This is a genomic window from Nitrosophilus labii (genome assembly GCF_014466985.1).
GTDB classification, from domain to species: Bacteria; Campylobacterota; Campylobacteria; order Campylobacterales; family Nitratiruptoraceae; genus Nitrosophilus_A; species Nitrosophilus_A labii.
Window position 1 is genome coordinate 1,065,962 of the sequence record NZ_AP022826.1, and the last position, 14,094, is coordinate 1,080,055.

The following is a 14,094-nucleotide window of genomic DNA, read 5'->3' on the forward strand; positions in this document are numbered from 1 at the left end:
TTACTTTTCACCTGATTAAACTCTAGTCTTCGCAACCTCTTTGATCTGTTCAATAACATAATAGACATCTTCATCACTCATTTTCGCATGTATAGGAATAGACAAAATCTGCTGATAATTTCTAAGAGCGTTAGGAAAATCGTTAACTCTTAAGTTGTATTTTTGTTTGTAATAGTTTAACAGATGCAATGGAATATAATGAAGTCCTACATATACACCTCTTTTTACAAGCTCTCTTGCAAAAGAGTCCCTGTTTTTGTCGATTTTAATGATGTATAGTTGATATGTATGTTCTCTTTTTTTCACCGGCAAAGTAATATGAGGCGTACCTTCCAACTCTTTGTCGTAAATCTTTGCAATCTCTTGTCTTCTTTTAATCGCTTTATCTACTTTTTGGAGCTGAGCGTGATTGAAAGCAGCTTCAAGTTCACTCATATCATATTTTAGACCTATATCTACAACATCATAGATATACCCTAAACTTCCATCTTTGTTCCACTCTTGAGAAACTATAGCGTGATTTCTAAGAAGCTTTGCTCTATCGTTTAATTCCTCATTATCAGTTACCAGCATACCTCCGTTACTGACAGACTCTCTTAAATGTGGATTGAAACTAAAAGTTGTTATATCGGCTCCGGTTGAACCTATTCTTTGTCCGTTATAAGTAGCACCCAAAGCTTCGCTGGCATCTTCGATAATTAAAATATTATATTTTTGAGCGATTTCATAAAGTCTATCCAGATCTGTTGGCTGACCTCCCACATGGTTAATGATAGCACCTTTTAGTTTTTTGGATCTGTTGTTTGACAAGATCTCTTCTAAAGCATCTAGGTCAATATTAAAATCATCAATATCTATATCGGCGAATATTGGTTCAGCGTCAAAATGTCTAACAACTTCCGGAACATTTGGAAATGCGTTTACAGAACAGATGATTTTGTCACCTCTTTTCAGATCGATTGCGGTCATTGAAAGGTGCAACGCTCCCGTCCCGCTTGAAGTAGTTAGTGCAAATTCGCTTCCAACATATTTCGCAAAATCTTTTTCAAGTTTCTCTATCTTAGACTCTGAGCTTAATGAAAGAACCTCTTTTATCTCTTCTAACTCCTTATCTCCAATATCTGGAATGTAAAAAGGAATCTCTTTTTTCATAATTTCTCCTTTACAAATATACTTGTTCCATTATACTAAAATATACCTTAATCAATTCTTCTAAATATAGTAAAATTATTTAAACAAAAAAATTTTAACAGATAATTTTTCTCGATAACATATTGATCTCGTCACAACTAAATCCAGCACTCTTTCTCGCTTCAATATTTATAAAAGGTTTACTATGTAGTGTTCCGGGATATATCTTTTCAACTACGTCAAAATAAGCTTTTTTATAATCTTTAATCCCCTCTTTTTCACAAGCCCATCTAAACCAAAAATCTCCTTTTTTCACATGAAAAATCTCTTCATATAAAATAATATCAAGTGCATTTATTATTTTTTGGGTAAAATTATCTTTAAAAGAAGATAATTTTTTCACTATTTTCAGATTGGAGTCAAGTCCGTTTGCTTCAAGATATCTAGGAACTACTGCCATTCTCTCAATAAGTTTTAAGCTCTTTTTTCCAGCTTCGAAAAGAGCGCTGTGAACTACAAAATCTGAGTATTTAAACCCTAGTTCTTTTAATAGTTCATCTATCATTAAAAAGTGTCTACACTCATCATCAGCAACTTCTAGCCAATCATCATAGAACTTTTTGGGCATATCTAAAAATCTATAAGCCGCATCTAACGCTAGATCTATAGCGCTGTATTCGATATGAGCTATTGCGTGAAGCAAAATAGCTCTGCCCTCTTTTGTGTCAAACTTACCTCGTTTTGGTACATCTTTTGGACTTACAATAGTGCAATAATCGCTAAATGAGGGTTTTTCAAAAACAGTAGGAGTAAAACCTTTTTCAAACTCAACTTTGCCATTTTTATATTTTTCGTAAAATTTTTTAAATCTATCAATCTTTTCATAAGGATTTGATGTTAAAATAATCTCTTCTAAACTTTTATAAAAATTCATCACAAAACCTTTAAGGAAAGATATGCAACTAAAATATAAACCTATGGGCCAATATCAAACAAACTGCTATATAGTAACAATAAATGATCGAGATATTATCATAGATCCAGGAGTCGGTGCAACATCTTGGATAGAAAAAAATGTAAAAAACCCTGTAGCCATCTTAAATACACACGGACATTTCGATCATGTCTGGTCAAACGCAGAGGTAAAAAAGATATTTAACATTCCTATCTTTATTCACCATAAAGATGCGTTCTTTTTGGAAAATGATCAGTTTAGTATGGGAAAACCGAAAAGTAAAGCTGATTTTTTAGTAAACAACGAAGATATAATTGATTTAGAAGGTATAAGATTTAGGTTTTTACACTTTCCTGGACATACTCCAGGATGTTGTGTAATAGAGTTTGAAGAGGCCTGGTTTAGTGGAGATTTTATATTCCGTGGAAGCATTGGAAGAGTAGATTTTCCATATAGTAATCCTGAAGATATGAAAAAAAGCCTTTTAAGATTTAAAGAGATTAGATATGACAAACCAGTATATCCGGGCCATGGTGAACCAACTACTATAAAAAACGAACAAAAACATGTGGATTACTGGCTAAGGGCTATATAAATCAAATATTCAATAGATTTTTTCCTAACTTATATAAAAATCTATAATATAATTTTTTTACCAAGAACATAAATATAACTTATGAATATTTTTAAGTATATTATAAATAATTATAATATACTATAAACATAATTGTTTATTTTATAGATAAAAATAAGGAGTGATAGATGAAAAGATTAATAAACACAATAGTGAGCGTTACTATTATCTCTTCGGCTCCTCTTTTAGCGCAAATGCAACCTAAAGAGGCCTTTGAGTATATGAAAGAGGTTTTAAAAGGGGACTGGAAACTATCGCCAAAAGAGAAACAGATTGGCACAACAGGCGCTCATGAACATCCGGCGGTAAAAAGACTTTTGGGAACCGACAAAACAGGTGTTGCATATAAAGTTATAGCTAGAGACTCAACTTTGCAAGAAGATCTTTTGCCAAATACTATGAAACAGATGGTTACGATGTATCACTGTGATGATTTTAATGAGTGTAACGAGTTATTAGCGACACATTATTGTGCAAAAAGAAATCAACCCAGTTTCATTTTCAATACTAAAGAGAGCACAAAAGAGAGACTAGTTTTTGATTGTGATATGGAGAGAAGTGAAGTATGCGACTCAGATGAAGCGCACGTACACAAAATAATTTTGGAACTTTCAAATAATAACAATCATCTCAAATCTTCATATATAGTCTGGAAAGATGGTGAGAGAGCTTCACACCATTCTATATATCACTTCGATAGAAAATAACACATATTTAAGGGCGATATTGCCCTTAAATATAATATCCTAACGATTATCAAGTACATGTTTATCAAGAGTATAAGTTTTAAAAATTCCTTTGAAAACCTCTTTTTCCCCTACTCTGCCTACAACTTCAACTTTTGATTTTTTGCCATCATTTTCTATCACATTTGCTTCAAACAAAACCTCTTGTCCAATTTTTACAGGCGCTAAAAACTTCACATCAGCCCCCGTTAAAACCACATAAGGCTCATTGACTGCACACATCGCTGCAAAGTCGGCTGCGCTAAAGGTAAAACCCCCATGTACCAAACCCTCTTCGTCGGCCGCCATCTCAGAAATCGTTCTCAATAAAATCTTACTATATCCCTCCTTTAACTCCAAAACCTCTCCGCTAAAGCGAGAATCTATCTTTTTATGAGTTTTAAGCTCCACTAAACACCTCCCTATATACCTCTTCGTCAAATCCTACCAATACTTCGCCGTTATCAAGCTCGATTACCGGTCTTTTTATAAGTAGGTTCTCTTTACAAAGCCACTCTCTTTTTCCCTCATCATCCAGATTTAGCTCTTTTAGTTTTAGCTGTCTATATTTGGTTCCACGAGAGTTAAATAAGGTATTTATATCAACCTTTTTTAGCCATTCATCTATTTTATCACACCCTACAGATTCCTTTTTAAAGTCAATAAACTCAAACTCGACTCCTATGTCTTTTAAAAATTTTAAAGCTTTTTTTACGCTACCACAAGTTTTTATCCCGTAAACTCTCATCAAATCTCCTTTAAAAGTTTTGGTAAATCTTTGATACTATCTATCAAAAAATCAGGTTTTCCTTTTAAGAGGTCCTCCTTTTTGAATTTTCCACTCTTTACCATTACAGTCTTAAGCCAGCAAGCCTTTGCTCCCAAAATATCTCCTTCAATATCGTCACCGACCATTAAAACTTCGTTCTTTTCAACTCCCATACTTTTAATAGCCAAAGAGAAAAATTCGCAATTTGGTTTACCTAAAACTTTTGCAACCTTACCGCTTGCGTACTCTAAGCATTTTACAAAACCTCCCGCATCTAGACTCAGCATTCCATCACTATCTTTAAAATATCTGTTTATATTTGTAGTTATGAAGCTAAAATCTTTCTCCAAAAGTCTAAAAGCTTCGTTCAAAGAGTCGTATGAAAAATTTTTATATGCATCACACACTAAAACAAAATTTTGTTCAAACTCTTTAAGCTCTTCAAAATAGTTTTTAGCTTCCTCAGTAGCTATTATATAAGCGGAAGATTTTCTATTTTTCAAAAAGAGTTTTGCTGCACTTAAAGCCGTAAAAAGCTCACTTTCATCGATATCAAATCCAAATTTTTTCAATTTTTCAATAAGTGATTTAGGAGTTGCTCTACTACTATTTGACAAAAACCTGATCTTATAATCTTTTTTCAACTCCTCTATCGCCTCAAAAGCGCCATCAATGATTTTATCTCCTTCGTACAAAACTCCACCCATATCAAGCAAAAGCCCTTTAATCATACTCTATCCTTTAGATCCTCATTGCTTATTGCTCATTAAAATTCACCGACTCTATACTTTACTACTTTTGACTCTAGACTAAGAACTACCTACTTTTAATCTTACATATACCCTTTTTGGTGCAGGATAGCCTTCAACAGTCAAATTTGGATTATCTTTGTCTAAAAAATCCTCTAAACTCTCGCCTAAAATCCATTTAGTTTTTCTCTGTTCTTCAAATGTAGTAGGTTTTTTAGCCAAAACCTCAAAACTATCAAATCCCGCTTTTTCGCACCAGTTTTTCAAAGCCGCAACAGTAGGAACAAAATGCACATTGGAAATTTTTGAGTATGTTTTAGCAGGACATAACGCTATAGGTTCTTCTCCTTCAATATAAAAAGTATCCAGATAGACTTCTCCATCTCTTTTTAGACCCTGTTTTAGCCACTTAAGCATCACTATAGGATCGCTCCTGTGATATAAAACCCCCAAACAAAAAATTACGTCGAACTTTTTATGATAAAAAGGAAGATGTTCTACTCCTAAAAGCTCATAAACAATATCGCTTTTTACGTAACGATTGATAAAATCAAACTGCGTTTTAAATAGGGGAGAAGGATCAAACCCGACTATCTCTTTTGGTTTTTCTTTTAACATTCTAAACATATAATATCCGTTGTTACAGCCGATATCGGCTACGCTCTTTCCTTTTAGATGAAAATGTTTTTTTAAAAGGTTATATTTGATATTACTTTTCCATTCACTATCTATAAAGGTACCAAAAATATCAAAAGGACCTTTTCTCCAAGGTCTTAGAGCTAAAGAAACCTCACTTATATACTCTCTTTGCTGCTTTGTAACTTCACCTTCTATTTTCACAACATCTTCGAGTTCTATTTTGCTTACATTAATATCGGGAAGTATTGAAAGTAATTCTCTTAGAGGAGCTATATTTTTCCACTTAAGCCAAGATTTTCTTTCTTTTTTAATACTTTCAATATCCACAAAAATCCTTTATAATATTTTTATAAATTAAAGGAGTAAAATGATAATCCACACCGCACTATTTGCAGAAGCTAAACCTATTATAAAGTTTTTCGGTTTAAAATCGGTTGATGATAAATAGTCCTCCCTGAAAAACACTCATTTTTCTTCAATTTTCATACCAAAGCCTATGACCTGCTTCCCAAAAATTGGGCCAAGATCAGAGTTAGAGTATAATAAAACTACTGGAGTAGCAGATGAAGAAAAGATTCAGTGAAGAGAAGGTTGTAAAAATATTACAAGAGGTTCAAAAAGCGGATACCCAAAGAGAAGTTATTCGCAAATATAATATAAGTGAGCAGACATTTTACAAATGGAAATGTATGTATGGCGGGATGAGCGTAAGTGAGGTAAAAAGACTCAAAGAACTTGAAAAAGAGAATGCCAAGCTCAAAAAACTTCTATCAGAGCAACTACTGGTTAACGAAGCGCTCAAGGAAATAACAGAAAAAAAGTGGTAACGTCCACTGCAAAAAGAGAAGCTGTAAAAATGATGATGAGTCATAAGATATCCCAGCAGCGGGCATGCAAAGAGATAGGTATTAGCCGTTCCCAGTTTGTATATGAACCCAAGCAACCTAAGAAAGACAAACCTTTGAGGGATTTACTCAAAAGTATAAGTGAAATCTATCCACGCTTTGGATACGGGCGTATAGCGGTAATGCTAAGCTGGCGATTAAAAGAGACCATAAATATCAAAAGAGTATATCGGATATGGTATATGCTAAACCTCCAACTTCCAAAGAAGAGACCAAAAAGAAAAAGACTAGAAACCAATCCAATAAAAATGTGTTCACAACATACAAATCATGTATGGAGTAGTGATAGAGCTGCCAATGGACAAAAGCTTAAATCAATTACTAACTCTGTAATTGGACCCACTTTTTGGAGCAGGTCAGCGTAATAATCTTCCGTCACTAGATCAACTGTGAAACCACAAAATCCAGATAGTCTATTTGCATATGAAGAAATTCCCAAGGGATCCATATGTAAAGCAATGACAAAACTCTCTTTTTTTGGTGGACAAAGAGAGCTGATAATTTTTCCAATGAGTCCCGGTCCACCCGTTAAAGCCCAAATTAGGATAAGTTTTGTAGGTACTTTTTCTTGCAATGTTTAAACCTTGAATCAACTTTTAAATTTGAAAAGATGAGAATCAAGTTTTTCAATAATATTATTTAAATGTTCAGCTGCTGAGGCTATCTCCTCTACACTTCTGGCATTTGACATAGATACTTCGTTGAGTTGGTTGATTTTTTGTGCAATTTCAGCAACTTTTTCTTTGAGATTATCCACAGAAATTGAACTCTCTTTCGCTTTTTCTGTTGAATCTTCCATCAAACGAATCACATTACCAATATTTGTTTCTACAATATTAGCTATTTTAACGGTTTGCATTACCTCATTAGCGTTATTTTGCATATGTTTGCTTGTTTTTTCAATAGCAGAAGTTATGTTAATGATCGTTTTATTGATCTCATCTAAATTTTTTTGCGTTTTTTCTGCTAATTTTCTGACCTCTTCAGCCACCACAGTAAAACCTTTTCCATGTTCTCCTGCACGAGAAGCTTCGATGGAAGCGTTGAGTGAAAGTAGATTTGTCTGTTCGGCAATATCCCCGATAAGTTTTAAAATATCTTTAATTGCAAAAGCGCTTTCTTGTAACTTTTTCATTTGATTGGAAAGTTTTCCTTCTTTAATACTTGTATATTTGATTTTTTCTACAAGAGTGTTGATATGTTCTACGGCATCATTGAGAGCTTGATATGAATTTTCAGAGATTTCTGTCATTTCACGAACTTTACTCTCAACGAAAGCTGCATCTTTTGCCGTATTTTTTGCATTAGAATCGATAATTTTGACCAAAGAGGATTCATCTTCCACTCTTTTACCTATTTCCAAAGACGTAGCTGAGAGTTCATTAGAAATAGAAGAGGCTTCATTGCTTACATTTTTTGCTTCATTAATTGCACTTTTAACTTTTTCTATAAATTTATTGATATAAAATGCTACTTGGGCAATCTCATTTTTTCCCTCTATATCGATTCTTTTCGTAAGATCTCCCTCTCCACCGGCCAAGTTTTGTGCTGCTCTTTTAATATTGTCTAGGTTTTTACCGATCATTAAAGCTACAAATATAAGAAGAGCACTTATAATTAAACCTACTGCAACGAAAATAATCGTAAGTTTGATCTTTAATGCTTGGATCATTGCCTCTTTCTCTTTTTTCTGATCTTCCCGTAAACGTACAAGTGTATCTATGGTTTTTCTTGCGGCATTTTTCATTTGAGAAGATATGCTATTCATGGAGTTTCTTAGTTCAATCAGTTCCATCAAAGTTTTCTTATAATTTTTTAAAGCTGATGTCAATGAATCTACCATTTTCTTGTTTTTTGCACTATCCAGCGAAGTTCTTAGTTGAATAGCTAACTGGTTGATTTTTTCGATTTTTGAAAGAATTGTTTTGACATATTCGTCGTTCTTTCTACGCAGATAGTTTTTTTCAGCTATTCTGATTCGCATTAAGCTCATAATGATCTTATTGGAAAGCGCTGCTTCCTCTACTTCATCAATAATTTCTTGAGCAGAAGCTTTATGAGAGCGTATTACCCTATCTCTTTGACCATTTTGTATGATTTCAATTTTTCTGGCGCTCTCTTCGACCCTGTTTGCTAAGTCAACCAATTTTTGTTCTTTTTTAATAGCTTCATCTCGGATTTGGGCATATCTATAAAAAAGTTTTTTATATTCCAAAAGCCTTTGAATGGCTCTTTCTACAAGCTTTTGGTTCTCTTTTTGGGTAAAACTTGATTGTAGATGTTTTGCTATTTTTATATTGTGATCAATGAGTTTCAAAACTTCCTTAGCGTATTTTTCATCTTTTCTTCGTATATAGTTTTTTTCTGCCACTCTTGCTTCAAGCATCAGTTTGATGATCTTGTTGGCAAGCGAGGCTTTTTGGCTTTTATCCTGGATACTATCTATACTAGATGCAATGGTGAAATATAAAATCACAAAAACGACGATCAAGATGGCCGGAATAGCCATTAACACCTTTTTTATAGAAATATTTTGCATTTGAACTCCCTTTTTATCTGGTTTTTATCATTGCTTCAATCTCTTCCATAGGTAGAGGAGGAAAATAGTAGTATCCTTGGATTTTTATTTGATAATTTATGTATTGCTTTAAGTAATCAATAGTCTTTTGATCTTCAACACCTTCTATAACCAACGGTATCTTCAATGAATCTGACATAGAGATAATTACATCCAGAAGTTTTCTTAATTTTTGATCGGAAAAAATATTTTGTATAAAGGATTTATCGATTTTGATCGTATCTAAATTATAATCTTTGATATAAAATAGCGATGAATATCCTGTCCCAAAATCATCAAGTGCAAATCTATATCCCTCTTTTTCAATAAGTAGCATCATTTCTTGTATAATAGATATATTTTCGGCAAATATAGTCTCCGTTAGTTCAAAAATGATTTGATTTGATGAAATTTCTGGATATTTTTTTTGCATCTCATGCAAAAAATTTAAAAAATTTCTATCATAAAATTGCAGTAAAGAGAGGTTGATCGTAACAAAACCTCTATATCTATTATGAGTAATAAACTGAAAAACCTTTTCTATGATCTGATATGTAACCTCTACGATATATCCTTTGCTTTCTAAAATATGGATAAAGTAAGAGGGGGGCAAAGTTTTGTCTTCTTTTTTCCACCGAAGCAGTGTTTCATATCCTACAATATTTTCCGTTTTTAGATCGATTATCGCTTGAAAATAGGGAACAAATTCATTATTTTCTATAGCCTGACGAATGTCATGTTCAAGTAATTGTAAACATTTTAACTCTTCAAACATTGAATCATCAAAAAATCTGTAACTATTTTTTCCGTTCCTCTTTGCTTTATACATGGCAATATCGGCATAGGATAAAGCTTTCTTAGGATCTGTTTTTTCATCAGTAGGTACAAAAATACCCAAAGAAGCAGTAATATATACGATAGTATCATCAATTTTTATTGGCTCTTGTAAGAAATCAATGATTTTATTTGCGATATTTCCAACATATATAGGATTTTTTACATCTTTTATAATAACGCCAAATTCGTCCCCACCTAATCTTGCTACAAAATCTTTTTTTCTTAGTGTATTGTGAAGTCTGGTTGCAACAATTTTTAGCAGTTTATCTCCAGCAGGATGTCCAAAATTATCATTGATAAATTTAAAATTGTCTAAATCAATAAGAATTAAAGCAAATTTGACTGATTTTTGATTATATTCTTTGATAGTTTTATTTAAAAAGTCTTGAAAATATTTCCGGTTTGGTAGTTTTGTCAATATATCATATTTACTAAGATTATCAAGATTTTTTAGTGTCTGTTGTAAACGCATAATGTTTCTATTGATCTCTTCAGCAATTAAAGAAAACTCATCGTCAGTACTGATCATAATTCTCGCATCCAAATCATCGTTTGCTATCTTTTGCAGCGCTTCATTGATTTTATGAAGAGGAGATACAATGGATTGAATGAGGCTTTTTATTAAAAGTATTACTATTGCACCTAAAAAAACGAGAGCGGCTATGATTATTGTCTTTTGTTTAAAATATAAATTTTGGCTGTGTTGTTGCCGCAAATGCGCACGTTGAATCTGATAATCTAAAAGTTGATTTAAAGCAGCTCTTGTTTCACGAAACTCTTTTAGTGCTATGTGATATAAAAGATCATTTATAAGTTTTTCTCTCTTTTTTGAAGATAGATTGGTGGTTTTTACCAAAGGATAAATTTTTTTTTGAATGATTTGAACATATTGAGTTAAATTTTCTTTAAATTGCTGCAATAGTTGCCTCTCTTTTTCCGATAATCGTGTATTATCATATAGATCAATCTTTTCAGTAATCCTTTTTAACTGTTTTTTAATTATTTCTTGGTGATGTAACAATTCTTGTTCTGGCTCTGCATCAACAAGCCGCAATGTCCTATCGCGAATTCTATAAAGAGCACCTTTTAGATCGCTTAACAGTTCAAGAGAGACAATTTCTTGAGTAAAAATACTATCAATTCGCTCCTGCATCTGTTTGGCTAAATATAAAGACGCAACTCCTTCGCTTAATATGATCAAACTCATTATTCCTAAAACAGTATAGAGTTTCAGATGTATTGAATTTTTTTTAAATATAATATTTTGTAGCATATTTGTGGCAACCTTTCAAGTAAAAGTTAGAATTTAAAATAATTTTACATTTTTAAAATGAATAAAAAATGAATAAAAGGAGCCAAAAAAATGTATGTTTTATGTATTGAAGATGATGAAAATATTCAAAAAATTATTAAAGATAGTCTTACACGTGAAAAAATCGATGTAGAATTCACAGACTCAATTGAAGAAAGCATATACAAACTTGAAATAAAGAGAGTGTATGATGTAATCATACTTGATAGAGTCTTGCCTGATGGTGATGGTATCAAACTTCTTCAATACATAAATCGGAAAAAAATTGATATTCCATGTTTAATCATTAGTATTTTAGGAGACATTAATTATAAAATTGAAGGATTACAATTAGGAGCATATGATTATCTTCCAAAGCCTTTTGATACAAGAGAACTTATAATGAAACTTAAAAATATTGTCAAAATAAAATATAATTTAGCGACAAATATTATTCGTATTGATGATGTATGTTTAAATATTTTTTCAAGAAATGTTTATGTAGGAAATAAAAGAGTAAGACTAACTCCTCAAGAGTTTAAAATCTTGAAGTTACTGATGGTTAATAAAAATAGGATTATAGGAAAGTCTGAAATTGTAGAACGATTAATAGAAAATGAAGGAAAAAATATTGAGTCTAATCTTGTTGATGTTTTAATTTATAGATTAAGAAAAAAACTTGGAAAAAAAGATTTTATTCAAAATATCAAAAGAGTCGGATATGTTATCAATGATATATGAACCTATTATAACTCTCATAATAGCACTATCTTTTTTTATTTTAGTTGGTATTACAATAAGATATTTTATTGTATTAAGAGCATTAAATAGATATAAATATGCTATTGAAAATAGAAACTATTTATCTTATCAAAGCTTCCCAAGTGAACTAAAATCCATAATATTTATGTGCAACAAAAAGTTATTTAATTTGCAACTCCAAAATGATGGATTAAAACAGTTTAATCTCTATTTGGCCCATGAAATAAAAAGACCGTTAACTCGTATATTGATGAGCATAGAACATATAAGCAATCTTGAATTAGACCGTTTACATAAAGAATTACTTCAAACTATTAAAATAATTGATAGACTCCTTTATCTTTCAAACTACTATAATTTAAATACAATAAATCGTATCTGTATCAATGAAGTTATTCAAGATATTATTCACTCTTTACAATCAGATATTAAAATCACATTTTTGCAAAATGGCTTGATACATATTCATGGAGATAAAGATTTGATAAAAATAGCACTTCAAAATATTATAGGAAATGCCATAAAATATTCAACAGAGAGAAAAAAGATCTTGATTGTTTTACATTCACATAAAAAAAACTTCTTAATAATCAAGGATTGGGGAGCTGGAATTCAAAAATCTAATTATAAAAAAATTTTTCAATTTTCTTATCAAGAAAGTAGTTTCAGCCAAGGATATGGTATAGGACTAGCCCTTGCAAAATGGATACTTGATTATCATGGTTTGACTATAAAAATATATAGCAAGAAAGGTTATGGGACAAGAGTCAAGATTATGTTTTAAATCAAAATAGGCAAAGGCTAAACTACCCCATTTGTCAAGACAACTTTTTTAGGGAGCGTTAGAAATTTCGTGTCAGTTAGATAGAATAAAGAGAAAGAAAGGACTGACATGGAGGAGAAATTTGATTTTAACAAAGCAGTAAAAGAACTGCTTGCAGGTAAGAGGATAAGTGACAAAGATGAGGTTTTAGCTTCATTGGTGAAGCAGTTAGTAGAAGCTGCATTAGAAGCCGAGATTGAATCCCATATAGCCGATGAAGTTTTAAAGGGTAAAAAGAATCGTAGGAACGGTTATAACAGGAAAAAGATAAAAAGTAGTGACGGTAAATTTGAGTTAGCTACTCCAAGAGATAGAGAAGGCTCATTCGAACCACAAATAGTTAAAAAACACCTTCTGTTTGCAGTGATGTGAGTGTAATCGAAACGAAAAACCACAATTAGTGACGAAATCGAAGAGAAGATTCTATCGATGTATGCTCTTGGGATGAGCTACAACGACATAGCGAATCATATCGAAAAGATTTATCGCATATCCCTTTGATAGTGTACACTAAAGTTCGCAATTTTACTTGAAGACTCTTTTTGAGATTTTGAAATCTTCAAAAGAGTTGGATAGACTTCCCAGTGAGGAATAAAGCAAACAGGAGGAAGCCTATCCATGAGGAATAATAGCAAAAAAATAGATGAAACAAAAATATTCAAAGAGATAATGACACAGTTTGTAGTTGATGAAGATCCACTTTTATCAATGATGAAATGGATGATGGAACAGTTGATGAAGATAGAGTCCGAGATGAAAGTTGGAGCTAAAAAAGGTGAGCATAATAGTGAGAGAAAAAGCTATTTCAGCGGTTATCGTCCAAGAAGATTCGATACAAGACTAGGCACTGTATATCTGATGGTTCCAAAGATCAGAAAAGGAGGCTATATTCCATTTTTCATAACAGAGAGAAAAAGGAGCGAACAGGCTTTAATTGCAATGGTACAAGAGGCATACGTTAATGGAGTATCCACAAGAAAGATAGAGCGTTTGGCCAAAGAGTTGGGGATAGAAAATATTAGTGCTTCGCAAGTATCTCAAATCAATAAAGGGCTAGATGAACAAGTAAAAGAGTTTCGAAACAGACCGCTGCAAAAAGAGTATCCATTCGTTTGGGTTGATGCTTTGTATGAGAAAGTGAGAAACTATGAAGGAAGAGTGGTATCTACTGCTATTATGATAGCCTATGGTGTGACATTGGAAGGAAAAAGAGAAGTATTGGCGATCGAGCCTTTTGTCAATGAAAGCGTAGAGAGCTGGAAGAGTTTTTTTGATAAACTCAAACAAAGATGTCATCGGCAATGCTAAAATACACCA

14 protein-coding genes and 2 pseudogenes are annotated in these 14,094 nt (G+C 32.3%); 7 read left to right on the forward strand and 9 right to left on the reverse strand.

The window, feature by feature from the left end; all coding sequences use genetic code 11:
• Nucleotides 1-15: 15 nt before the first annotated feature.
• Complete coding sequence (locus tag NIL_RS05390; protein WP_187646801.1) at nt 16-1,152, reverse strand: DegT/DnrJ/EryC1/StrS family aminotransferase; 1,137 nt, start codon at nt 1,150-1,152, stop codon at nt 16-18.
• Nucleotides 1,153-1,246: 94 nt separating this feature from the next.
• Complete coding sequence (locus NIL_RS05395; protein ID WP_187646802.1) at nt 1,247-2,065, reverse strand: ferritin-like domain-containing protein; 819 nt, start codon at nt 2,063-2,065, stop codon at nt 1,247-1,249.
• Between the two features lie 22 nt (nt 2,066-2,087).
• Between NIL_RS05395 and NIL_RS05400 the strand changes: the two genes are divergently transcribed.
• Together NIL_RS05400 and NIL_RS05405 are read left to right on the forward strand one after the other, a co-directional pair.
• The gene (locus tag NIL_RS05400; protein ID WP_187646803.1) at nt 2,088-2,681 is read left to right on the forward strand and encodes an MBL fold metallo-hydrolase; all 594 of its coding nucleotides are present in this window, start codon (nt 2,088-2,090) and stop codon (nt 2,679-2,681) included.
• A gap of 167 nt (nt 2,682-2,848) precedes the next feature.
• The gene (locus NIL_RS05405) at nt 2,849-3,427 is read left to right on the forward strand and encodes a hypothetical protein (protein WP_187646804.1); all 579 of its coding nucleotides are present in this window, start codon (nt 2,849-2,851) and stop codon (nt 3,425-3,427) included.
• Between the two features lie 39 nt (nt 3,428-3,466).
• Here NIL_RS05405 and NIL_RS05410 read toward each other — a convergent pair whose 3' ends face one another.
• The 4 genes from NIL_RS05410 to cmoB all read right to left on the reverse strand — a co-directional run bounded on the left by NIL_RS05410 (nt 3,467) and on the right by cmoB (nt 5,929).
• Nucleotides 3,467-3,856, reverse strand: coding sequence for a hotdog domain-containing protein (locus NIL_RS05410; protein WP_187646805.1), 390 nt, complete (start codon nt 3,854-3,856; stop codon nt 3,467-3,469).
• Complete coding sequence (locus NIL_RS05415; protein ID WP_187646806.1) at nt 3,846-4,193, reverse strand: arsenate reductase family protein; 348 nt, start codon at nt 4,191-4,193, stop codon at nt 3,846-3,848. Before NIL_RS05415 ends, NIL_RS05410 begins: the two co-directional genes overlap by 11 nt.
• Nucleotides 4,193-4,945: a TIGR01458 family HAD-type hydrolase gene (locus NIL_RS05420; RefSeq protein ID WP_187646807.1), complete on the reverse strand. Its 753-nt coding sequence runs from the start codon at nt 4,943-4,945 to the stop codon at nt 4,193-4,195. Before NIL_RS05420 ends, NIL_RS05415 begins: the two co-directional genes overlap by 1 nt.
• Before the next feature lie 78 nt (nt 4,946-5,023).
• Entirely contained in the window at nt 5,024-5,929 is a 906-nt protein-coding gene (gene cmoB / locus NIL_RS05425; RefSeq protein WP_187646808.1) for a tRNA 5-methoxyuridine(34)/uridine 5-oxyacetic acid(34) synthase CmoB, read from the reverse strand.
• Nucleotides 5,930-6,165: 236 nt separating this feature from the next.
• On the opposite strand from cmoB, the gene NIL_RS05430 reads away from it, so the two are divergent.
• On the forward strand, nt 6,166-6,429 hold the full coding sequence (locus NIL_RS05430) for a transposase (protein WP_187646809.1): 264 nt from the start codon (nt 6,166-6,168) through the stop codon (nt 6,427-6,429).
• A 346-nt stretch (nt 6,430-6,775) separates the two neighbouring features.
• Here NIL_RS05430 and NIL_RS05435 read toward each other — a convergent pair whose 3' ends face one another.
• The 3 genes from NIL_RS05435 to NIL_RS05445 are packed head-to-tail and all read right to left on the reverse strand — an operon-like array spanning nt 6,776 to nt 11,174.
• Entirely contained in the window at nt 6,776-7,081 is a 306-nt protein-coding gene (locus NIL_RS05435) for a chemotaxis protein CheB (RefSeq protein WP_187646810.1), read from the reverse strand.
• 15 nt (nt 7,082-7,096) lie between these two features.
• Nucleotides 7,097-9,046, reverse strand: a complete 1,950-nt coding sequence (locus NIL_RS05440) for a methyl-accepting chemotaxis protein (RefSeq protein WP_187646811.1) — start codon at nt 9,044-9,046, stop codon at nt 7,097-7,099.
• Nucleotides 9,047-9,059: 13 nt separating this feature from the next.
• Nucleotides 9,060-11,174 carry a putative bifunctional diguanylate cyclase/phosphodiesterase gene (locus NIL_RS05445; RefSeq protein WP_281389187.1) on the reverse strand — a complete coding sequence of 705 codons (2,115 nt, stop codon included), beginning with the start codon at nt 11,172-11,174 and terminating at the stop codon, nt 9,060-9,062.
• A 90-nt stretch (nt 11,175-11,264) separates the two neighbouring features.
• On the opposite strand from NIL_RS05445, the gene NIL_RS05450 reads away from it, so the two are divergent.
• From NIL_RS05450 to NIL_RS05465, 4 genes and pseudogenes are all read left to right on the forward strand, one after another.
• Entirely contained in the window at nt 11,265-11,933 is a 669-nt protein-coding gene (locus NIL_RS05450) for a response regulator transcription factor (RefSeq protein WP_187646813.1), read from the forward strand.
• On the forward strand, nt 11,914-12,738 hold the full coding sequence (locus tag NIL_RS05455; protein WP_187646814.1) for a sensor histidine kinase: 825 nt from the start codon (nt 11,914-11,916) through the stop codon (nt 12,736-12,738). The genes NIL_RS05450 and NIL_RS05455 overlap by 20 nt, the downstream gene beginning before the upstream one ends.
• 108 nt (nt 12,739-12,846) lie before the next feature.
• Nucleotides 12,847-13,275: pseudogene (locus NIL_RS05460) on the forward strand (transposase); the annotation flags it as partial.
• Nucleotides 13,276-13,395: 120 nt separating this feature from the next.
• A pseudogene (locus NIL_RS05465) lies at nt 13,396-14,067 on the forward strand (IS256 family transposase); the annotation flags it as partial.
• Between the last annotated feature and the right edge of the window lie 27 nt (nt 14,068-14,094).

What these genes read in the sequence shown, in the direction of transcription:
- NIL_RS05390 (WP_187646801.1), bottom strand. Translation starts at nt 1,152, where the DNA reads ATGAAAAAAGAGATTCCTTTTTACATTCCAGATATTGGAGATAAGGAG.
- NIL_RS05395 (WP_187646802.1), bottom strand. Translation starts at nt 2,065, where the DNA reads ATGAATTTTTATAAAAGTTTAGAAGAGATTATTTTAACATCAAATCCT.
- NIL_RS05400 (WP_187646803.1), top strand. Translation starts at nt 2,088, where the DNA reads ATGCAACTAAAATATAAACCTATGGGCCAATATCAAACAAACTGCTAT.
- NIL_RS05405 (WP_187646804.1), top strand. Translation starts at nt 2,849, where the DNA reads ATGAAAAGATTAATAAACACAATAGTGAGCGTTACTATTATCTCTTCG.
- NIL_RS05415 (WP_187646806.1), bottom strand. Translation starts at nt 4,193, where the DNA reads ATGAGAGTTTACGGGATAAAAACTTGTGGTAGCGTAAAAAAAGCTTTA.
- NIL_RS05420 (WP_187646807.1), bottom strand. Translation starts at nt 4,945, where the DNA reads ATGATTAAAGGGCTTTTGCTTGATATGGGTGGAGTTTTGTACGAAGGA.
- NIL_RS05430 (WP_187646809.1), top strand. Translation starts at nt 6,166, where the DNA reads ATGAAGAAAAGATTCAGTGAAGAGAAGGTTGTAAAAATATTACAAGAG.
- NIL_RS05440 (WP_187646811.1), bottom strand. Translation starts at nt 9,046, where the DNA reads ATGCAAAATATTTCTATAAAAAAGGTGTTAATGGCTATTCCGGCCATC.
- NIL_RS05445 (WP_281389187.1), bottom strand. Translation starts at nt 11,174, where the DNA reads ATGCTACAAAATATTATATTTAAAAAAAATTCAATACATCTGAAACTC.
- NIL_RS05450 (WP_187646813.1), top strand. Translation starts at nt 11,265, where the DNA reads ATGTATGTTTTATGTATTGAAGATGATGAAAATATTCAAAAAATTATT.
- NIL_RS05455 (WP_187646814.1), top strand. Translation starts at nt 11,914, where the DNA reads ATGTTATCAATGATATATGAACCTATTATAACTCTCATAATAGCACTA.